The organism is Streptomyces xiaopingdaonensis (assembly GCF_000262345.1).
GTDB lineage: Bacteria > Actinomycetota > Actinomycetes > Streptomycetales > Streptomycetaceae > Streptomyces > Streptomyces xiaopingdaonensis.
This window is the reverse complement of sequence record NZ_AJTQ01000124.1, coordinates 13017-32481: the sequence shown is the minus strand read 5'-3', so window position 1 is coordinate 32481 and position 19465 is coordinate 13017. Positions and strand designations below refer to the sequence as shown.

Here is a 19465-nt window from a genome sequence, read left to right as displayed (position 1 = left end):
GATGAGTTCGCGCAGGTCGTACCCGCGCCGGAACATCGCGAGCGGACGGTCCCGAAGGTCGGCGACGCGCATCGGACGCCCCTCGACCGGCGGCGGCTCGTCGAGCGGCGAGACGACGACGAGCTCCTCGCGCAGCACCTCGGCCGTGGCGAGCGCCGGCGCCTGCACGGGGAGCGGCGTGAGGATGAGCGCCAGGTCGAGCTCGCCCGCCGCGAGCACGCGGACCAGGTCCTGCGAACCGTCCTCGTGCACCACGAGTTCGACGCCCGGGTACCGGTCGTGGAAGACGCGCAGCACGTCGGGGACGACGCCGGCGCACAGGCTCGGCGGCGCGCCGAGCCGCACCCGTCCACGTCCGAGCTGCGCGACCTCCTGCACCTGCCGCCGCGCCGTTTCCGTGTCGGCGAGGATGCGGCGTGCGAACGGCAGCAGGGCCTCGCCCGCGTCGGTGAGCGAGATGTGACCGCGGGCGCGGTGGAAGAGCTCGGCGCCCAACTCCCGCTCCAGCGCCCGGATCTGCTGCGAGAGCGAGGGCTGCGCCACCATCTCGCGCTCGGCGGCCCGAGTGAAGTGGCGGGCGTCCGCGACGGCGGCGAAGTACCGGAGCTGGTGGAGCTGCATACCGCCAGCGTACCTGCCTGATAGCCGTAGCCTATGGTCCAGAGCAGAACTATGTCTTGGACTGATTCTGCGGCCGTTCCTACTGTCGTGATTCATGGCAACGGCAACGGCGAAGACGCCGACGGACCGCGGCGGGGAGCGCTCCGCCTCCGGCACGGCCCCGGCGCGGCGGCTCGGGCCGCTCCGCAGGATGTGGCGGAGCAGCATCGGCAAGAAGACCGTGATGGCGGTGAGCGGGCTGCTGATGCTCGGCTACCTCGTCGTCCACATGCTCGGCAACCTCAAGATTTTCTTCGGGGCCGACGAGTTCAACGGCTACGCGCACTGGCTGCGCACCATCGGAGAGCCCTTCCTCCACCACGAGTGGTTCCTCTGGATCGCCCGCGTCGTGCTCGTCGCGGCCGTCGTGGCGCACGCCGTCTCCGCGTACCAGCTCAGCCGCCGCGACCTCGCTGCCCGCCCCGTGAAGTACGCCCACCGCAAGGCCCGCACCAGTTACGCGACGCGCACCATGCGGTGGGGCGGCGTGATCGTCGGCCTCTTCGTCGTCTGGCACATCCTCGACCTCACCACCGGCACCGTGAACCCGCGGGGCCAGGCGGGCCACCCGTACGAGAACGTCGTCGCCGCCTTCACGACCTGGTACGGCAACGTCATCTACGTCGTCGCGATGCTCGCCGTCGGCCTCCACGTCAGGCACGGCTTCTACAGCGCCGCGCAGACGCTCGGCGCGACCCGCGCCGGCCTGCGCCGCGGCCTCTCCGCGGCCTCCAACGTGCTGGCGGTGGTCCTCACCGCCGGCTTCCTCTCGGTCCCCATCGCCGTCATGACGGGAGCGGTGCACTGACATGCCCGACGCAGCAGACCACACCACGCAGGCGGCGCGCGCCGACCTCCCCCCGTACGCGCAGTACCGCGTGGGGGAGCCGATCGCCGACACCAAGGCACCGTCGGGCCCCGTCCAGGAGCAGTGGGACACCCGGCGCTTCGAGGCGAAGCTCGTCAACCCGGCGAACCGGCGCAAGTACAAGGTGCTCGTCGTCGGCACCGGGCTCGCGGGCGGAGCCGCGGGGGCCACCCTCGCCGAACAGGGTTACCACGTCGTCCAGTTCTGCTACCAGGACTCGCCGCGCCGCGCCCACTCCATCGCGGCACAGGGCGGCATCAACGCGGCGAAGAACTACCGCAACGACGGCGACTCCGTCCACCGGCTCTTCTACGACACCGTCAAGGGCGGCGACTTCCGCGCCCGCGAGTCCAACGTCCGCCGCCTGGCGCAGATCTCGGTCGAGATCATCGACCAGTGCGTCGCGCAGGGCGTGCCCTTCGCGCGCGAGTACGGCGGCCTCCTCGACACCCGCTCCTTCGGCGGCGTGCAGGTCTCGCGCACCTTCTACGCCCGCGGCCAGACGGGGCAGCAACTCCTGCTCGGCGCCTACCAGGCGCTCTCCCGCCAGATCGCGGCCGGCGCCGTCGAGATGCACCCGCGCACCGAGATGCTCGACCTGATCGTCGTCGACGGCAGGGCACGCGGCATCGTCGCGCGCGACCTCGTCACGGGACGGATCGAGACCCACCTCGCCGACGCCGTCGTCCTCGCCACCGGCGGCTACGGCAACGTCTTCTACCTCTCCACCAACGCCAAGAACTCCAACGCGACGGCGATCTGGCGCGCCCACCGCCGCGGCGCCCACTTCGCCAACCCCTGCTTCACCCAGATCCACCCGACGTGCATCCCGCGCTCCGGCGACCACCAGTCGAAGCTGACGCTGATGAGCGAGTCGCTCCGCAACGACGGCCGTATCTGGGTTCCCAAGCAGGCCGGCGACACCCGCCCGCCCGCCGAGATCCCCGAGGACGAGCGCGACTACTACCTGGAGCGCCGCTACCCGGCCTTCGGCAACCTCGTCCCCCGCGACATCGCCTCCCGCGCCGCCAAGAGCGTCTGCGACGAGGGCCGCGGGGTCGGCCCCGGCGGGCAGGGCGTCTACCTCGACTTCGCCGACGCCCTCGCGCGCCTCGGCCGGCCGGCCGTCGAGGAGAAGTACGGCAACCTCTTCGAGATGTACCAGCGGATCACCGCGGAGGACCCGTACGAGGTGCCGATGCGCATCTACCCGGCGATCCACTACACGATGGGCGGCCTGTGGGTCGACTACGACCTCCAGACCACGATCCCGGGGCTCTTCGCGATCGGCGAGGCCAACTTCTCGGACCACGGTGCCAACCGGCTCGGCGCCTCGGCCCTCATGCAGGGCCTCGCCGACGGCTACTTCGTCGTCCCCGCGACCCTCGGCGACTACCTCGCCCGCCACCCGCACGACGACGTCGACCCCGACCACCCGGCTGTCCACGAGGCCGTCGGCGAGGTCACGGACCGCCTCTACCACCTGCTCTCCAACAACGGCGACCGCAGCCCCGACTCCTTCCACCGGGAGCTCGGCGAACTCCTCTGGGAGGACTGCGGGATGGCCCGCAGCGAGGAGAGCCTCCGCAAGGCGCTGGAGCGCATCCCCGAGCTCCGCCGCGAGTTCTGGGAGCGCATCCGCGTCCCCGGCAGCGGCACGGAGCTCAACCAGTCGCTGGAGAAGGCGAACCGCGTCTCCGACCACCTCGAACTCGCCGAGCTGATGTGCCTCGACGCGCTCCACCGCACCGAGTCCTGCGGCGGCCATTTCCGCGTCGAGAGCCAGAGCGAGGGCGGCGAGGCCGAACGCGACGACGACGCCTTCTCCTACGCCGCCGCCTGGGAGTTCACCGGCAGCGGCGCCCCGCCCGTACTCCACCGCGAACACCTCGCCTTCGAGCACGTACACCCCACCCAGCGGAGCTACAAGTGAGACTCACCCTCCGGATCTGGCGCCAGCGCGGCCCCGAGGACCGCGGCGCCATGGCCACCTACGAACTCGACGGCATCGCACCGGAAATGTCCTTCCTCGAGATGCTCGACACCCTCAACGAGGAGCTCGCCGACCGCGGGGAGGAGCCCGTCGCCTTCGACCACGACTGCCGCGAGGGGATCTGCGGCGCGTGCGGCGTCGTCATCGACGGCCAGGCGCACGGCCCCGAGCCGACGACCACCTGCCAGCTCCACATGCGGCACTTCTCGGACGGCGACACGATCGACGTCGAGCCGTGGAGGGCCGCGGCCTTCCCCGTCGTCAAGGACCTCGTCGTCGACCGCTCCGCCTTCGACCGCATCATCGGCGCAGGCGGCTACGTCACGGCGCCGACGGGCAGCGCCCCCGAGGCCCACTCGACCCCCGTGCCCAAGGACGCCGCCGACACCGCCTTCGAGCACGCCGAGTGCATCGGCTGCGGCGCCTGCGTCGCCGCCTGCCCCAACGGCTCCGCGATGCTCTTCACCTCGGCCAAGGTCAACCACCTCAACTCGCTGCCGCAGGGCGCCCCCGAACGCGAAACCCGCGTCCTCGACATGGTCGACCAGATGGACACCGAGGGCTTCGGCGGCTGCACCCTCGCCGGCGAGTGCGCCACCGCCTGTCCGAAGGACATCCCGCTCCCGTCGATCGCGGCGATGAACCGGGAGTACCTGCGGGCGGTGCGGAAGGGGTGAGGGGGCGTGTTGCGTGCGCCCCGCTTCACCCGGGGCGCGGGGAACACGAGTGGCTGGAGCGGACGGGGGAACAGCCCGCCTACGATGGGTGGCCCGACGGCATCCGCAAGGGGACGCGCAGCCGGTCCCGATGAGCGGGCCGGCATGGCCGAGATCGGTGATCCGTCGGCAACGACGAGCGTGTGCCCGAGCGGTTGGTGAGGAGTTGGCTGTGCGACCGCCCGTGATCGAGACGATCAAGATCGAGAACTATCGCGTCCTCCAGGACGTAGAGATCAACAAACTGCAACCCTTCACTGTCCTTGTCGGCCCCAACGGCAGCGGAAAATCGACCCTCTTCGACGTCTTCGCCTTCATGGAGACTTGTTTCACCCGCGGTGTGCGCACCGCGTGGGATCGCCGCGGCGGTGCGGCTCAGCTCCGGTCGAGGGGCTCGACGAAACCCGTGGCCGTACAGATCTCATATCGCGAGGAGCCCTCCAGCAATCTCCTGACATACCGTCTGGAACTGGACGAGGAGCGTGGAAGGCCCTATGTCTCCAAGGAGTTGCTGCGCTGGAGGCAGCCCGGGAAAGGCCAGGGAAGGCCGACCCACATCCTCGACTTCACGAACGGTTCCGGCTATGTCGCCAACGAGGAGACCGGAGAAAAGACGCAGGAAACCCTCGACGGCACCGACCAGTTGGCAGTCAACGCGCTGGGCCGGTTCCGCTCGCACCCGCGAGTGGCAGCACTGCGCCGATTCATCTCCGGCTGGTACCTCTCCTACCTTTCCGTGGCGGAGGAGAGGCAGTCCCCCGGCGCCGGGCCTCAGGAGCGGCTTTCCCAGTCGGGTGACAACGTCAGCAACGTCCTCCAGTACCTCAAGGAGAACGATCCCGAGCGACTGCGACAGGTGATCAAGGCACTGACGGAGACGGTACCGGCGCTGGAAAGCGTCGACTACAAGACATCCCCCGACGGGCGGTTGGTGCTCTTCATCAAGGACGCACCGTTCGAGGACGCCGTGCTGGCGGACAACGCGTCCGACGGGACTCTGAAACTGCTCTCCTATCTGACACTTCTCTCCGACCCGAATCCGGCCCCGTTCATCGGGATCGAGGAGCCGGAGAACCATCTCTACACGACCGTTCTCCGCAGCCTGGCTGAACAATGCCGGCAGTCGAGCGAGCAGTCCCAGGTCCTCGTGACGACGCATTCGCACGACTTCGTGAACGCGTGCCGTCCCGAGGAGGTCATCGCCCTTTACCGCGACGCGAGCGGCTACACCCGGGTGGTGCGCCCCAACAAGATCTCGCTCGTGATGGACATGATGAACCAGGGCGCCCTCCTCGGGACCCTCTGGCAGGAGCAGTACTTCGAAGAGCTGCCAGCTCCGGCCATGCCCGTCTCCGGGATCGAGGAGGGCGAGTGAGCCGAAACTCCCGCGTCCCGGGAAAAAGGGGAGCCGGGCGCACGGCAGTACGCCTGGAGGTGCTGGTCGAGGAGGAGTCGGCGGCGAAAGTCCTGCGGGAACTCGTCGTCCGCCTGGTCGACTCCCGTGCCGTCGCCGTCGGCATCCGCCCCTTCCGCGGAAAGCCCGACCTGCTCAAGAAACTGCCGTTTCGCCTTCAGGGCTACGCCTCGGCACGCAACCGCGGTGAGGACATCCGCGTGATCGTGCTCGTCGATCGGGACGACGACGAGCACGATCACCTCAAAGCATCCCTCGACTCTATGGCCGTCGAGGCGGGACTGGTTCCGGGAGCGGCTCAGGGGGCGAGCGCCTTCCACGTGCTCAACCGCATCGCCGTCAGGGAACTGGAGAGCTGGTACTTCGGCGACTGGGAGGCCGTGCGGCGGGCGTTCCCCAAAGTCGCCAAGGAGCCCCCGCGCAAATACCGCGGAAACCCGGACAGCGTGACCGGGAAGACCTCGGACGCGTTCGGGAAGGTGCTCCTCGAATCCGGCGTGCGGATAGCCTCGAAACCGGAATGGGGCCGCCGTATCGGCCCGCACCTCCAACTCGACGGCAGCAGGTCGCCCAGCTTCCGGGCGTTCGTCTCCGGAGTCCGGGAACTGACCGGCTGATTCGCGGGGTGCGCCGAATGCGCCCCGTCCAACGGCGGTTCCACCAGCCCCGCGGCACCGGTCCACGGCTCACGTCGCCTCGTGCTGCCCATCGGACCGCAGGGCACGGTGGCGCTCGACCTTGCCTGTGGCGTTGCGCGGGAGCGGGCGGGTGGTCAACTTCCAGCGCGTGGGGACCTTGTAGGAGGCGAGCCGCTCTCGGGCGTAGTCCGCGAGCCGCTGCGCGTCGGGGCCCTCCTGGTGCTTCGTGACGACCGCGGCGGCGACCTCCTCGCCCAGGTCCGCGTGGGGGACGCCGAGCACCGCGCACTCGGCGACGTCCGGGTGGGCGTCGAGGACCGCCTCCACCTCGGCCGGGTAGACGTTCTCGCCGCCGCGCAGGATGAGGTCGGAACGCCTGCTGCTGATGCGCAGCAGGCCGTTGCGCACGGTGCCCAGGTCGCCGGTGCGCAGCCAGCCGTCCGGGGCCAGCGTCTCGCGGGTCGCGCGCGGGGCCCTCCAGTAGCCGAGCATCATCTGCGGTCCGCGTAGGCAGACTTCGCCTTCGGTGCCGTCGGGGACGCGGGCGCCGGCGGCGTCGCGCACCTCCACCTCGGTGTTGACGACGGGGCGGCCGACGCTGGACGGATCGCGCGCGAGTTCCGCCGGGCCGGCGAAGGTCGCCGCCGTACTCGACTCGGTGAGGCCGTAGCTCGTGCCGGGCAGCGCCGCGAGGCCGGGGAGCCTGTCGCGGACCTCGTCCAGGAGAGCGGGGCTGGAGGGGGCCGAGTTGAGGGAGAGCGTCGTGAGGGACGAGAGGTCGTAGCGGGAGAGGTCGCCCCGTGCGAGGAGGCGGTTGGCCATCGTGGGGACGGCGCCCCAGTTGGTGATCCGCTCCCGTTCGATGAGTTCGAGCACGCGGTCCGCGTCGAAGCGGCCGGTGTGGAGGACGGCGGTGTCCCCGACCGCGAGGCGCGGAACGGCCAGGTTGTGCAGGCCGGCGATGTGGAAGAGCGGGGTGGCGAGGAGGAACCTGCGCTGCTTCGGCGGCGCGCCGAGTGCGGTCGCGACCGCGTCGTTGAAGAGGTGGAAGTCGACGGCGGCGAGGAGGTTGCGGTGGGAGTGGAGGGCGCCTTTGGGGCTGCCGGTCGTGCCGGAGGTGTAGAGGACTACGGCGGGGTCGTCCTCGTCGATCGGTGTCTCCGGGCGGGGCGGAGTCTTCGGGTCGCCTTTCGCGTAGGCGAGTCGGGGGACGTCCTCCATCGGGAGCACGGGGCAGGCGGGGCGCTCCAGCAGCGCGCGGCGGCGCTCGTCGGCGACGAGCAACGTCGGCTCACTGTCCGCGAGGCCGTACGCGACCTCGCGCGCGGACCAGAGCGAGTTGAGTCCCACGGCGACGGCGCCCAGGGACACGGTGGCCCAGAAGGCGACGATCCACTCCGCGCTGTTGGCCCCGAGTACCGCGACGCGGTGTCCCGCGCCCACCCCGTACCGCTCACGCAGGGCACGAGCCAACTGCGCCACGGCTGCCGCGTGTTCGGTGAACGTCAGCCGGGTGGCGCCGCTGACGAGGTACTCGGTGGCGCCGTACTGCCGTGCGCGGTCGAGGAGTTGGGGCAGGGAGCGGTACCGGTTGCGGAAGACCCGCATCGGTGCGCCCCGTACGTCCTCCACCGCGACCTCGAACGGCTCGCCCGCCCGCGTCAGTCGCGCCTCGGCAGCCGCCCTGCGGTCCGGGTCAGCAGCGGTCACAGCACTCCCTTCGAGGGGGACCAAGCAACCGTTAGGTTTGCAACGCATGCAGGGGAAGTCAAGGTCGCGGGTGCGTCGGACGCGTGGAAGGGGCCGGATACGTATGCGGCGAGGGAGGCGTCAACGTACTTGTGTGCTGGATGCGTTGAGGGCAGACGGGAGCGGATTACCCCGTCACGGAGGGCGGGCACGACGGCCCCGGGCCGGGAGGCCAGTTGGCTCGTCCCGGCCCGGGGCGGTGGCAGGGAGTCAGATGCCGCAGTCCGGCGCGTCCCAGTACCGGCTGCTGCGGTGGTCGACGTGGGCGTGGTCGTCGTGGCCGGGGTAGCCGGGGCCGAGGATGCCGTTGAAGCCGCGGTCGCGGGCCGCCTGGGCGAGTTCGCACAGGGTGTGGTTGCCGGAGACGAGGTCGGCCGCGTCGCCGTAGAGGTGGCGGCTGTCGGGGGCGCCGCCGACGCTGTCGTTGCACGCGGTGGAGCGGAAACCGCTCGTGACGGTGATGGGCTGGTCGCCGAGTGCGTGGCGGAGCGCCTCCAGCTTCCACATGGTGCGCAAGGCGTTCGACTTGGCCTCCTCGGCGCCGACGGCGCCACCGCTCCAGTCGGAGTTGCAGCCGTTGAGCTCCGCGAAGTCGAAGTGGGCGGGCGAGCAGTCGTCGTCCTGGAGCTGGTAGATCTGCTCGTACGTCGCCGAGTCGGCGACCCCCGTCTCCGGCAGCCCGTACGCGTTCTGGAACCGTGCGACGGCCGCTTCCGTCGCGGGGCCGAACTCACCGTCCACGGCGAGGACTTCGCCCGAGGCCGGATACCCGCCGACGCGGACCTGGAGCTGAGTGACGGCGTCGCCGCTGGCGCCCTGGGAGAGCTCCTCCTCCCACGTGTAGCAGCCGTCGGCGGGCCGCGGTGCCTGGGCGGCACCGGCGGCGGAGCCGCCCACGAGGAGGGTGGCGGCGAGCATGGCGAGGGCAACGGCGAGGCGCAGCGGCCCGTTGCGGGTCCGGGTGCGCAAGGAAAGTCTGCGGCGCATGGTCTCTCCGTACGGTGGGGGACATCGGAGGGGCATGGCGGTACGGGCGCCCCGGCCTCGGCCCGGAGCCGCTCGGCACGGAGCATGTGCCGGGCAAAGCTAGCGGGGGCTCCGACGGGTGTAAACAGGTCGGCCGGCTCTCCGGCCGGCGCTGCGGGTTGCAGCCCCTACGGCCGCGGCCCGCCGCCGTGCCGACGTGCTGCGCCTGCCCGGCTCGTCGCGCGGAGGAGTCCGCGCGTGTTCGCAGCGTGGCCGACTCTCCGGTTCCAGCGGGCAGTTGCCGCGCCATCCCGCCCGCGCAACACGTGACTTCGGCAGCTCAGCCACCTCATCAGCGGATACGAAGGTTGCCGCCTCCCCGGCCACCCGACCCACCCGCGACGTGCGGCCTGCTCGACGCCCCGCACGGAGGAACGCCCTCGACTCTCCGCGGCCCAGGCAATCCCCGCGGAGCCGACCACGGGACGCCCACCACCGCCCACGCGTACTGCCCGCATCCACCTCGAGAAGCCACCACGGCCAACCACAACTCAACCAGCTCGCCAGCACCACCGGAGAACCACCGCCCGCCCGACCCGCCCTCCGGCCCACGTGCGCTTGCTGCGCCTCGCGTGCTTGACTCCCCGCATGGAGACGAGAGTTGAGCACCCGTGGGGCGTCGTCGTCCTCGGCACCGCGACGGCCTCGGCGCCTCCCGATCTGGTACGGGTCCGGCTCGCGGTCGACGCGACGGAGAACGCCCCGTCCGCGGCGTTCGACGCGGCGCGCGGGGCCGTCGGCGAGCTCCGTGCCCTCTTGCGGCGGCACGGTGTCCGCGACGAGGACGTCGCCGTCTCCGAACTCGAACTGCGCACCGACTGGGAGTGGCGCGACAGGCGCCGCACCTTTCTCGGCTACCGGTGCCACGCCGACGTCGCAGCGCCGCTCCCGGACACCGGTTCGCTGGAACCGTTCCTCACCGAGGCCGTCGGCGTCTCCGCCGTACTCGTCGAGGACGTCGCCTTCGATGTCCTCGCCAGGTCCGAACTCCTCGCCGCGGCGCGGCGGGACGCCGTCCGCGAGGCGCGCGCCAAGGCCGAGCTCTACGCAGCGGCGGCGGGCGCGGCGCTCGGCCCCGTGCTCCACGTCGAAGAGGCACCGGAGCCGCGCCCCGCAGGCTTCGACGGACGGCGGAACCCGGCGCCCGGGGACCTCGTCCCGGGCCGTGTGACGGTCGAGGCCGCGGTACGGGCGGGCTTCGCGCTCCGCGCCGGCCCGCGCACGAGCCTTCGGCCCCCCGCGTGACAGGCTCCTCCGTGGCGAACGAGGAGCCGTCCGAACGTCGCCGGTGCCTCACTCAGCGAACGGCCCCCGTCGGCCCGGCAGTTGGGGAAGGAGCCGCCATAACGGCCAGGTGCCTCCCGCCCAGCGCGCGAGGAGTTCGCGGCCCACGAGGTGGATCTCCTGGGAGCGGCCGAACGTCCTGGCGTCCCGGGTGAAGCGGCCGTTGGTCACCAGGACGACCACGTCGGCGCCGTGAACCGGGCGGGCGGTGCCGTTGAGGCGTTGCAGGTCGGGGGTGCCGATCGCGGAGCCCGACGTTCCGGCGCTGCGGTGCTTGCACTGGACCACCCAACGGCGGCCCGACGGATCGGTGCCGACGACGTCGGCGCCGAGATCGCCGCGGCCGCCCGTACGTACCGCGTCCGCGCAGCCGTCGCGGAACATCAGGTCGCGTACGGCCTCCTCGAACTCCCCGTGGTGCAGGGCGTCGAGAAGGGGCAGGTCGAAGCGCGCCTCCGGAGCCGCACCGCGCCGCCCCGCGGGAGGCTGCCGCCACCGCGCACGCACGGCCACGATCGCGACGGCACCGGCAGCGGCGACGAGCGGCACCCACCAGTGCGCGAGCAGCCACTCCACAGCCGCGCGCAGCACCGCGATCCCGAAGAGGAGCGCAACAGCCGCGAGCGCGAGCTCCTGGAGACGAACGCCCTGCCGCCGCCCGCCGGTTCGAGCAGCGGGACGGTACCGGGGACGGGAGCGCGGCCGACGGCCGGGCCCGTACCGGCGCGGTGGCGGACGCCGGCGCGGGCCGTAGCGCGGACGGGGCCGGCGGCGAGGGCTCACCGCAGGCGCCTCGACTCCGCCCGGACGCACACCGGCGGCCTCTGCCGCAGCCTTGCTGCCTGCATGCCCCACCCTCTCCCCCACTCGTTCTCCGAGCTCCGGACTCCAGTAGAGCAGAAGGCCCCGACACCGCGTGTCCGAACGATCACGCCGGTATCCGTCCCCGGAGAGCGGCCCCGACCTCCGCCCGACTCGCGCCGCCCCGACCGGCGTTGACGTCACCCGGCGCCGCGGAAGCGACCGGCGACCGGTGCCGGACCGCAGGAGAGACGGCAATCCGGCGCCCGTGGACGCACCACGCAACGGCAGCCGGCGCCGTCCCGCTCGCGGCAACGCGCGCCCGGGCGCGAGCAGGCCGCATGCACCGGGCGCCCGCACATCCCGCGCGCCCTCCCTCTTTCGGGTGGACCCACCGCACCACCGCAGGCACGCCTCGTTCCCAGGTCCCACGCACCCGCACGACGACCTGGAGGAACCGTGCGCACCAAGCTCTCGACGACCGCCGTCACCCTCGCCGCAGCCGCCGCCTTCGGCGGCCCGTTCGCGGGGACGGCCGGCGCCGCACCGTCGAACCCGCAGGCCGCGGACGCCTCGCTGCGCCGGCAGGCGGACCGGATCATGAACCTCACGTACCAGGAGTTCGCGCGGACCCGGCACGTCGCCCCGTTCGACTGGACCACCGACGGCTGTTCCGTCCCGGCCGGCCTCACGCGCTTCAGCAAGGTCTTCCGCCCCGCCTGCGTCCAGCACGACTTCGGCTACCGCAACTACGGCTCCGCGCACAAACTGAAGCTCAGCCCCACCCGCAAGACGAAGAACTGGATCGACGGCCGTTTCCGCACGGAGATGAAGCGCCTCTGCGACGCCACCTACAAGTCCTCGCCCCAGCACGAGAACTGCCTCAAGGCCAAGGACACGTACTATTTCGCCGTCAACAACTTCGGCGACAGGGCGTTCTTCTGAGCCGTCGCCCTCGACGCGTACCCGACACGGCACGGACAGCGGCGCCCTGAGCACCCGGAAAGGCGAGCGCCCCCGCACGTCAGGGGACTTACCGCTGTCCCTGCCCAAACCCGTTGCCGCGCCGTCGAGTTGCCCACGAACCAGAGCTACCCGCCGACCGCACCCGACGGCCCCGGATCAAGCCCGCCGACGACGCGGCACACCCCGCACACCGAGAGCCTCCCCAACGTCCTCGCCCGACCAGAGCGCGACGAGCCGCGCCCCCCCACCTTCGGAACCCTCCCGGACGCGTGCTCCTCGCAACGGAAGCCGGACGGCCCGCCCACCCCGGCAACCGCAACCGGGCAACCCACCGATCCCCGCCACACCACCCACCCGACCCCGGGTCAGAGCCGCCGCACCAGTACCGTCGCATCGGTCCGCTCCCGCGGAACCCCCTCCGGGTCCTTCTGCACACGCACGTGCTCCTCGCACCGCAGCACCTCCCAATCGCCCTCGGGCAGCCGAAGCGATTCGACGACCTCCTCGGGCGTCGGGAAGTGGAGGTCCTGCGGGTGATCGTGCTGCCACGAGGGGAACCCCATGTGCCCCTCGACGAGCAGGACGCCCCCTGGCGCGACCGCGCGCGCCGCGCGGCGGAGGATCTCCTCGCGCGGCATCTCCACCATCGAGTGGAGGAACTGCGCCGAGACGAGGTCCCAACTGCCCTCGGGGAACGAGACGGCGAGGTCGTGGTGGAGGAAGTCGATCCGCTCGGCGACGCCGGCCTCCGCGGCGTGCCGCGCGGCCCGCTCCAGCGCGACGGTCGAGATGTCGACGGCGGTGACCCGCCAGCCGCGGCGAGCGAGCCACACCGCGTCGCCGCCCTCACCCGCGCCGAGATCGAGCGCGCGCCCGGCGGGGAGCTGCCCGACCACTTCGACGAACGCGGCGTTGGGCTCACCGCTCCAGATGCGCCCGCTCTCGCGGTACCGCGTGTCCCAGACTTCCTCCGCGGTCTCGGGCCCTGTCGTCTCGTCCGTCATCGCTGCCTCCCAAGCGTCGGGTCCCGGCGGCGCCGTACCGCTCGGGCCAGGTGTGCGCCATCGTCGGGCCGGTCTCCGGCGTTTGACAAACCTTCTTGCTGAAGCGGCAATTGGACCCATGAGCGACGACGAACTCACCGGCTTCCTCGCCGGGGTCGGCCCCCGCCTGCGCGAGGTCCGCAAGGCGCAACGGACGACGCTGGCCCAGCTCAGCGAGGCCACGGGGATCTCGCAGAGCACCCTGTCACGCCTGGAGGCGGGGAAGCGGAAGCCCACCCTCGAACTGCTGCTGCCCCTCGCGCGGGCGCACGGCGTCCCCCTCGACGAACTCGTGGGCGCCCCGGAGACGGGGGACCCCCGCATCCGCCCCCGCCCCTTCACCCGCGACGGCCGCACGTACATCCCGCTCACCCGGCACCTCGGCGGGCTCCACGCCTACAAGCAGATCCTTCCGCCCGAGGAGCCGCACCGCCGCCAACTGCCGCTGGAGCAGCGCACCCACGAGGGGTACGAGTGGCTCTACGTCCTCTCCGGGCGGCTCCGCCTCGCGCTGGGCGAGCACGACCTCGTCCTCGGCCCGGGCGAAGCGGCCGAGTTCGACACCCGCACCCCGCACGGCTTCGGCAACGGCGGCAGCCTGCCGGCGGAGTTCCTCGCGCTCTTCGGCCCGCAGGGCGAGCGCATCCACGTACGGGCACGACCGTCGACGTCGTGAGTGCTCCGGCACCGGAGCACTCACGTCACGAGTCGCCGTCGAGCGCGTCCGCGAAGACCGGGACCACCTCGTCGAGGGCGTAGGCGACCGAGAGCACCGAGTCGGTGGCGAACGCCTTGCTGAGCATGTCGCCGTCCTTGAACACCACCGAGCGCCCGTCCTTCACGGAGGGCACGGCGCGGTAGAGCGGATCGTCACTGATCTTCTTCGGGGGTATCCCGATCGGCGCCATCACCGTGAGGTCGGCGTCGAGGAGGTCGAGGTTCTCCCGCGACAGGGTGATCGAGAAGTCCTTGCCCGCCTTCTTCTCCACCGCGGGGCTGTTCTTGAAGCCGAGCCGCTCGACGAAGTCGACGCGTCCCGCGCCCCTGACGTAGGCGCCGTACCCCTCGCTGGTGCGGGAGCCCACGGTGATGGTCTTGTCCTTGAACTCGGGGTGCTTCTTCGCTGCGGCGCTGAACTTCTGCCGGGTGTCGGCGACGAGCTCGGCGCCCTTCTTCTCGAGACCGAGCGCCTCGGCGATCATTTCGGTCTGCTTCTCCCAGGGGGTGAGGTACTGGTCGCTCCCCTCGGGGACGCCGACGGTCGGCGCGATCTTGCTGAGCGTGTCGTACCGCTTGCGGTCACCGCTCGACTTGGTGTCGAGGATCACGTCCGGCTGGAGTTCGGCGATCTTCTCGTACTCCGGCTCCAACGTCCCGATGAGCTGCGGGCTCTTGTCGTACTCGCCCTTCGCCCACGGCCCGACGCCGTCGCCGCCGAACTCCAGCCAGTCGCTTGCGCCGACGGGCTGGACGCCGAGTGCGAGCGCCGTCTCGGCGTCACCCCAGCCGAGCGCCACCACACGCTTCGGCTTCTTCTCGACGGTGACCTCGCCGAACTTGGTGGCGACCTTTGCGGGGAAGGCACCCCCCGACTCGCCGCCCCCGCCGGAGCCGGCGTCCGCGTCCTCGCCCGAGCAGGCGGTGAGCCCGACGAGGAGGGCAGCGGAGACGGCGACCGCCGAGCCGGTGCGGAGGCCGCGGATGCGGCGGTTGGTGTGGCGTGTGTTCATGACCTTGCCTTGTCCGAAGAGTTGTGTGGAAGGGGAGCCGCCGCCCCGGCGACCGGTGCGCACCTGTGCCTGCCGATCGGCACGATCATCGGGGTCCCGGAGGCCGGGTCGTCAACGACGGTGCACCGCATCGCGAAGACCTCGCTGACGAGCTCCCCCGTCACCACCTCGGTCGGGCTCCCCTCCGTGACGATCCGCCCGTCGCGCATCGCCACGAGGTGGTCGGCGTACCGGCAGGCGAGGTTGAGGTCGTGGAGCACCGCCACCACGGTCGTGCCGCGGTCCCGGTTGAGGTCGGTGAGCAGGTCGAGGACGTCGAGCTGGTGGCTGACGTCGAGGTACGTCGTCGGCTCGTCGAGGAGGAGGACGTCGGTGCGCTGAGCGAGCGCCATCGCGATCCAGACGCGCTGCCGCTGCCCTCCGGAGAGGGAGTCGACGGGCCGGTCGGCGAGCTCCAGGACGTCGGTCGCGGTGAGCGCCTCGGCGACGGCGCGGTCGTCCTCCGGCGTCCAGCGCCGGAACCAGCCCTGGTGCGGGTAACGCCCGCGCCCCACGAGGTCGTTGACGGTGATGCCGTCGGGCGCAGCGGGACTCTGCGGCAGCAGTCCGAGGAGCGAGGCGACCCGCCGGGTGGGCAGCGCGTGGATGCTCTCGCCGTCGAGGAGGACGGAGCCGGACGCGGGGGTGAGCAGCCGCGCCATGGTGTGCAGCAGCGTCGACTTGCCGCAGGCGTTGGGGCCGACGATCATCGTCACGCGGCCGGGCGGCACCGCGAGGTCGAGGCCCTTGACGACGTCGTGCCCGTCGTAGCCGACCCGTACGTCCCTTGCCGTGAGCGAGTGTTCGGCGCTCATCCGCGTACCTTTCCGTTCCGCAGGGGGCAGGCGCCCCGGTTCTGCTCCGTCATCCGCCGTGCCCCGTCCTGTTCGCGCGGGCGAGCAGTATCAGCAGGTACGGCGCCCCGATGAGGCTGGTGACGACGCCGGCGGGGAACTGGTCGGACCACAGCAGGTGTTGGGCGACGAAGTCCGCGACGAGCACCAGCACTCCCCCGACGAGCGCCGACGGCACCAGTGCGGCGCCCTGCCCGGGGGCGAGCCGCCTGGCCACGGGTCCCGAGACGAACGCGACGAATCCGAGCGGCCCGGACGCGGCCGTCGCGACGCCAGCGAGCCCGACGGCGCAGCCGAGCAGCATGAGTCGGCTCCGCTCGACGCGGGCGCCGAGGCCCGCAGCAGACTCGTCGCCGAGTTGCAGCGGCCCCATCGCCCGCGCCGCCCCCGCGGTGAGCGGCAGCAGCACGGCCAACGCGGCGACGAGCGGCCACAGTTGCGCGTCCGAACTGCCGTTGAGGCTGCCGGTGAGCCACACCAGGGCCTCCTGCGCCTCGGTCACCCGGGAGCTGGTCATCAGGTAGGAGGTGATGCTGGAGAGCCCCGCGCCGAGCCCGATCCCGATGAGTGCGAACCGGTAGCCGGAGACCCCGCGCCGCCACGCGAGGGCGTAGATCGCACCGGCGGCGACGACGGCGCCGCCGAGCGCGGCGAGCGAGAGCCCGAGGCCGCTCACGGCGAAGCCGAGCGAGGCGAGCACCGCGGCAGCGCTGGCGCCCTGGCTGACGCCGATGACGTCGGGGCTCGCGAGCGGGTTCCGCAACAGCGCCTGGAAGACGGCGCCCGCGAGCCCGAAGGCGACGCCGACGAGCAGCCCCACGAGGGCCCGCGGCAGCCGCAGTTCGACGACGATGAAGTACGCTCCCCCCGCGTCGGCGCCGAAGAGGGCGCCCACCACGTCGGCGAGCGGCACCACGGCGTCCCCGTACGCGAGCGCGGCGCAGAAGGCGACGACGGCGGCGGCCCCCAGCGCGAGGGAGACGCCGGCCCAGCGCGCCCTGCCCGCACGCCTCACCGAGGCGACACGGCGCACCGCCTCCGCCGCCGGAGCGCGCTCGGGCGCGCGGACGCCGCTCACAGTTCCGCCAGCCTGCGGCGCCGCACCAGCACCACGAACGGGATCGCACCGACGGCCGCGGTCACGACGCCGACCTGCACCTCGCCGGCGCCGGAGACGAGCCGCCCCACGATGTCGGAGCCGAGGACGAGGAGCGGCGCGAGCAGCGCGCTGTACGGCAGCACCCACCGGTAGTCGGGCCCGGTGAGCAGCCGCGCCGCGTGCGGAACGACGAGGCCGACGAAGCTGATGGGCCCGGCGACGACGGTCGCGGAGCCGCAGAGCAGCACGACCGCCGCGGCCGCCCCCGAGCGGGCGAGCCCGACCCGCTGGCCGAGCCCGCGGGCGAGGTTGTCGCCGAGCGCGAGGGCGTTGAGCTGCGGGCCGAGCCCGAACGCGAGGAGGGTGCCGAGCACGATGAACGGCAGCGCCTGCCACAGGACTTCGGGGTCCCTGCTGGTGAGCGACCCCACCTGCCAGAAGCGGTACTGGTCGAAGGTGCGGCTGTCGGTGAGGAGCAGCGCGGTGGTGAGCGAGCCGAGCGCCGCCGTGGTCGCCGCACCGGCGAGCGCCAGCTTCAGCGGCGTCGCGCCGTCCCTGCCGAGCGAGCCGATGCCGTAGACGAGGACGGAGGCGAGGAGCGCCCCGAGGAAGCCGAACCATATGTACTGCGCGGAGCCGCCGAGGCCGAGGACTCCGAGGGCGAAGACGACCGCGAGCGAGGCGCCGGCGTTGACGCCGAGGATGCCGGGATCGGCGAGCGGGTTGCGGGCGACGCCCTGCATGACGGCCCCGGCGAGACCGAGCGCGACGCCGGCGAGGAGCCCGGCCGCGGTCCGCGGTATCCGCACCTCGTGCACGACGAGTTGGGCGCGGTCGGCCGCGTCGGGCGAGAAGACGGTGCGGAGCACGTCGCCCATGCCGGCCTGGCCTGAACCGATCGCCAGGCTGAGCGCCACCATCACGACGAGCGCTGCCACGAGCAGCGGGAGGCCGGCGAACCGGGCCGACCGCCCCGGGCCGCGCGGACCGGCGGCGGGGCCGCCGGAGGAGCCGGCGGCGTCCAACGCCTCGCTGTCCGCGGGTATTTCGCGACGAGCGGCGGAGACGGAACGGGACTCAAGCGGCAACTCGACCACCACCGTCCCTGTCTCCGCACGGCAATGCCGCCCGGAAGCTGCTTCGTCCCGACAAGTAAGGTGAGCCTAACATCAGTACCGGGTAGGGCGGCTTCAGGCCATCACTCGTCGCCCCTTCCCCGCCGACCGACGGAGCGCCCATGCCCCACGCCCCGATGACCGCCCCCGCGACGCAGCTCGGCGAGGGGTACGCGGAGCTCCGCTCCGAGGACGAGTTGACCGAGCTGCTCGGCACCCCGCACCCCGTCGTCATCGAGAAGGTGCAGCCCCGTCTCGGCACCGCCGACACGGAGTTCCTCGGACGCTCCCCGTTCTGCCTGCTCTCCACCGCCGACGCCGCCGGCAACTGCGACGCGTCGCCCCGCGGCGGCGACCCCGGCTTCGTCCACGTCCTCGACCCGGCGACGATCGTCCTGCCGGACCGCCCGGGCAACCGCAGGGGCGACAGCTTCCGGAACATCCTGGAGAACCCGCACGTGGGCCTTCTCCACCTGGTGCCGGGCGAGAAGGAGATCCTGCGGGTCAACGGCCGGGCACGCCTCCTCACCGACGCGCCGTTCTTCGACGCCGTGGCCGTCCGCGGGACGCGCCCGAAGCTGGCGCTGCTCGTCGAGATCGAGGAGGCGTACCGGCACTGCCCGCAGTCGCTGAACCGTGCGGGCCTCTGGTGAGAGGCGGACTCAGCGCACCGTGTGGCCGGTCGCCCGCAGGGCGCGCTTCACCTCGCCGAGCCGCAGGTCCCCGAAGTGGAAGACGGAGGCGGCGAGTACGGCGTCGGCGCCCGCGTCGATCGCCTCGGGGAAGTCGGCGAGGCGTCCCGCGCCGCCCGAGGCGATCACCGGGACCGCGACCCGGGCGCGGACGGCCTCGATCATCGGCCCGTCGTAGCCGTCCTTGGTGCCGTCCGCGTCCATCGAGTTGAGCAGGATCTCCCCGGCACCCAACTCGGCGGCCCGCGCGGCCCATTCGACGGCGTCGAGACCGGTGCCGCGGCGGCCGCCGTGCGTGGTGACCTCGTAGCCCGAGGGCGTCTGCGCGCCCTCCCGCGTGCGGCGCGCGTCGGCGGAGAGGACGAGCACCTGGCGGCCGAACCGCTCGGCGATCTCCCTGATCAGCTCGGGACGCGCCAGCGCGGCCGTGTTCACCCCGACCTTGTCGGCGCCGGCGCGCAGCAGCCGGTCCACGTCCTCGGGCGTGCGCACCCCGCCTCCGACGGTGAGCGGGATGAAGACCTGCTCGGCGGTGCGGCGGACGACGTCGTAGGTCGTCTCGCGGTCGCCGGAGGAGGCGGTGATGTCGAGGAACGTCAACTCGTCGGCGCCTTCGGCGTCGTAGACCTTCGCCATCTCCACCGGGTCGCCGGCGTCGCGCAGGTTCTTGAAGTTGACGCCCTTGACGACCCGACCGCCGTCGACGTCTAGGCAGGGGATGACGCGGACCGCCAGGGACATGAGGTGCGGGCTCCTTGCAGGTTCTCGGAGTGGGGAC

The 19465-nt window shown here is 72.2% G+C and carries 19 protein-coding genes; 9 read left to right on the top strand and 10 right to left on the bottom strand.

Annotated elements, in window-relative coordinates:
* Positions 1–621, bottom strand: a 621-nt coding sequence (locus UWG_RS0109885) for a LysR family transcriptional regulator (protein WP_016907045.1), incomplete at its 3' end; no start/stop codon positions are given.
* A 190-nt stretch (positions 622–811) separates the two neighbouring features.
* Here UWG_RS0109885 and UWG_RS0109880 point away from each other — a divergent pair.
* From UWG_RS0109880 to UWG_RS0109860, 5 genes are all read left to right on the top strand, one after another.
* Complete coding sequence (locus UWG_RS0109880; RefSeq protein WP_029391322.1) at positions 812–1468, top strand: succinate dehydrogenase cytochrome b subunit; 657 nt, start codon at positions 812–814, stop codon at positions 1466–1468.
* A 1-nt stretch (position 1469) separates the two neighbouring features.
* Positions 1470–3461, top strand: a complete 1992-nt coding sequence (locus tag UWG_RS0109875; RefSeq protein WP_016907043.1) for a fumarate reductase/succinate dehydrogenase flavoprotein subunit — start codon at positions 1470–1472, stop codon at positions 3459–3461.
* Positions 3458–4198 carry a succinate dehydrogenase/fumarate reductase iron-sulfur subunit gene (locus UWG_RS0109870; RefSeq protein WP_016907042.1) on the top strand — a complete coding sequence of 247 codons (741 nt, stop codon included), beginning with the start codon at positions 3458–3460 and terminating at the stop codon, positions 4196–4198. The genes UWG_RS0109875 and UWG_RS0109870 overlap by 4 nt, the downstream gene beginning before the upstream one ends.
* 211 nt (positions 4199–4409) lie before the next feature.
* Positions 4410–5612, top strand: coding sequence for an AAA family ATPase (locus UWG_RS0109865; protein WP_016907041.1), 1203 nt, complete (start codon positions 4410–4412; stop codon positions 5610–5612).
* The gene (locus tag UWG_RS0109860) at positions 5609–6268 is read left to right on the top strand and encodes a DUF4276 family protein (RefSeq protein WP_157838544.1); all 660 of its coding nucleotides are present in this window, start codon (positions 5609–5611) and stop codon (positions 6266–6268) included. The genes UWG_RS0109865 and UWG_RS0109860 overlap by 4 nt, the downstream gene beginning before the upstream one ends.
* 69 nt (positions 6269–6337) lie before the next feature.
* Here the strand turns inward: UWG_RS0109860 and casG are convergent, their stop codons facing one another.
* Positions 6338–7999, bottom strand: a complete 1662-nt coding sequence (casG, locus tag UWG_RS0109855; RefSeq protein WP_016907039.1) for a steroid-24-oyl-CoA synthetase — start codon at positions 7997–7999, stop codon at positions 6338–6340.
* A gap of 249 nt (positions 8000–8248) precedes the next feature.
* Positions 8249–9025, bottom strand: a complete 777-nt coding sequence (locus UWG_RS0109850) for a D-Ala-D-Ala carboxypeptidase family metallohydrolase (protein WP_016907038.1) — start codon at positions 9023–9025, stop codon at positions 8249–8251.
* Positions 9026–9652: 627 nt separating this feature from the next.
* On the opposite strand from UWG_RS0109850, the gene UWG_RS0109845 reads away from it, so the two are divergent.
* A complete protein-coding gene (locus tag UWG_RS0109845; RefSeq protein WP_016907037.1) occupies positions 9653–10309 on the top strand; it encodes an SIMPL domain-containing protein in 657 nt (218 codons plus the stop codon).
* Positions 10310–10357: 48 nt separating this feature from the next.
* Here the strand turns inward: UWG_RS0109845 and UWG_RS0109840 are convergent, their stop codons facing one another.
* Positions 10358–10939 (bottom strand): restriction endonuclease, encoded by a 582-nt coding sequence (locus UWG_RS0109840; protein ID WP_237720042.1) that lies wholly within the window; start codon positions 10937–10939, stop codon positions 10358–10360.
* Positions 10940–11608: 669 nt separating this feature from the next.
* Here UWG_RS0109840 and UWG_RS0109835 point away from each other — a divergent pair.
* The gene (locus UWG_RS0109835; protein ID WP_016907035.1) at positions 11609–12094 is read left to right on the top strand and encodes a phospholipase A2; all 486 of its coding nucleotides are present in this window, start codon (positions 11609–11611) and stop codon (positions 12092–12094) included.
* Between the two features lie 386 nt (positions 12095–12480).
* On the opposite strand, the gene UWG_RS0109830 is transcribed toward UWG_RS0109835, so the two are convergent.
* Complete coding sequence (locus UWG_RS0109830) at positions 12481–13119, bottom strand: class I SAM-dependent methyltransferase (protein ID WP_016907034.1); 639 nt, start codon at positions 13117–13119, stop codon at positions 12481–12483.
* Positions 13120–13237: 118 nt separating this feature from the next.
* Here UWG_RS0109830 and UWG_RS0109825 point away from each other — a divergent pair, with 118 nt between their 5' ends.
* A complete protein-coding gene (locus tag UWG_RS0109825) occupies positions 13238–13834 on the top strand; it encodes a helix-turn-helix domain-containing protein (protein WP_016907033.1) in 597 nt (198 codons plus the stop codon).
* Positions 13835–13859: 25 nt separating this feature from the next.
* Here the strand turns inward: UWG_RS0109825 and UWG_RS0109820 are convergent, their stop codons facing one another.
* From UWG_RS0109820 to UWG_RS0109805, 4 genes are read right to left on the bottom strand one after another with little or no spacing between them, the layout of a single operon-like run.
* A complete protein-coding gene (locus tag UWG_RS0109820; protein WP_016907032.1) occupies positions 13860–14888 on the bottom strand; it encodes an iron-siderophore ABC transporter substrate-binding protein in 1029 nt (342 codons plus the stop codon).
* Positions 14885–15742, bottom strand: coding sequence for an ABC transporter ATP-binding protein (locus UWG_RS0109815; protein ID WP_016907031.1), 858 nt, complete (start codon positions 15740–15742; stop codon positions 14885–14887). The genes UWG_RS0109820 and UWG_RS0109815 overlap by 4 nt, the downstream gene beginning before the upstream one ends.
* A 49-nt stretch (positions 15743–15791) precedes the next feature.
* On the bottom strand, positions 15792–16859 hold the full coding sequence (locus UWG_RS0109810) for a FecCD family ABC transporter permease (protein WP_016907030.1): 1068 nt from the start codon (positions 16857–16859) through the stop codon (positions 15792–15794).
* The gene (locus tag UWG_RS0109805; RefSeq protein WP_016907029.1) at positions 16856–17977 is read right to left on the bottom strand and encodes a FecCD family ABC transporter permease; all 1122 of its coding nucleotides are present in this window, start codon (positions 17975–17977) and stop codon (positions 16856–16858) included. Before UWG_RS0109805 ends, UWG_RS0109810 begins: the two co-directional genes overlap by 4 nt.
* Positions 17978–18117: 140 nt before the next feature.
* Here UWG_RS0109805 and UWG_RS0109795 point away from each other — a divergent pair, with 140 nt between their 5' ends.
* Positions 18118–18648: an MSMEG_1061 family FMN-dependent PPOX-type flavoprotein gene (locus UWG_RS0109795; protein WP_016907028.1), complete on the top strand. Its 531-nt coding sequence runs from the start codon at positions 18118–18120 to the stop codon at positions 18646–18648.
* 9 nt (positions 18649–18657) lie between these two features.
* Here UWG_RS0109795 and hisF read toward each other — a convergent pair whose 3' ends face one another.
* Complete coding sequence (hisF, locus tag UWG_RS0109790; protein WP_016907027.1) at positions 18658–19428, bottom strand: imidazole glycerol phosphate synthase subunit HisF; 771 nt, start codon at positions 19426–19428, stop codon at positions 18658–18660.
* Positions 19429–19465 lie beyond the last annotated feature (37 nt).

What these genes read in the sequence shown, in the direction of transcription:
- UWG_RS0109830 (WP_016907034.1), bottom strand. Translation starts at nt 13,119, where the DNA reads ATGACGGACGAGACGACAGGGCCCGAGACCGCGGAGGAAGTCTGGGAC.
- UWG_RS0109875 (WP_016907043.1), top strand. Translation starts at nt 1,470, where the DNA reads ATGCCCGACGCAGCAGACCACACCACGCAGGCGGCGCGCGCCGACCTC.
- UWG_RS0109825 (WP_016907033.1), top strand. Translation starts at nt 13,238, where the DNA reads ATGAGCGACGACGAACTCACCGGCTTCCTCGCCGGGGTCGGCCCCCGC.
- UWG_RS0109815 (WP_016907031.1), bottom strand. Translation starts at nt 15,742, where the DNA reads ATGAGCGCCGAACACTCGCTCACGGCAAGGGACGTACGGGTCGGCTAC.
- UWG_RS0109820 (WP_016907032.1), bottom strand. Translation starts at nt 14,888, where the DNA reads ATGAACACACGCCACACCAACCGCCGCATCCGCGGCCTCCGCACCGGC.
- hisF (WP_016907027.1), bottom strand. Translation starts at nt 19,428, where the DNA reads ATGTCCCTGGCGGTCCGCGTCATCCCCTGCCTAGACGTCGACGGCGGT.
- UWG_RS0109845 (WP_016907037.1), top strand. Translation starts at nt 9,653, where the DNA reads ATGGAGACGAGAGTTGAGCACCCGTGGGGCGTCGTCGTCCTCGGCACC.
- UWG_RS0109850 (WP_016907038.1), bottom strand. Translation starts at nt 9,025, where the DNA reads ATGCGCCGCAGACTTTCCTTGCGCACCCGGACCCGCAACGGGCCGCTG.
- UWG_RS0109880 (WP_029391322.1), top strand. Translation starts at nt 812, where the DNA reads ATGTGGCGGAGCAGCATCGGCAAGAAGACCGTGATGGCGGTGAGCGGG.
- UWG_RS0109795 (WP_016907028.1), top strand. Translation starts at nt 18,118, where the DNA reads ATGCCCCACGCCCCGATGACCGCCCCCGCGACGCAGCTCGGCGAGGGG.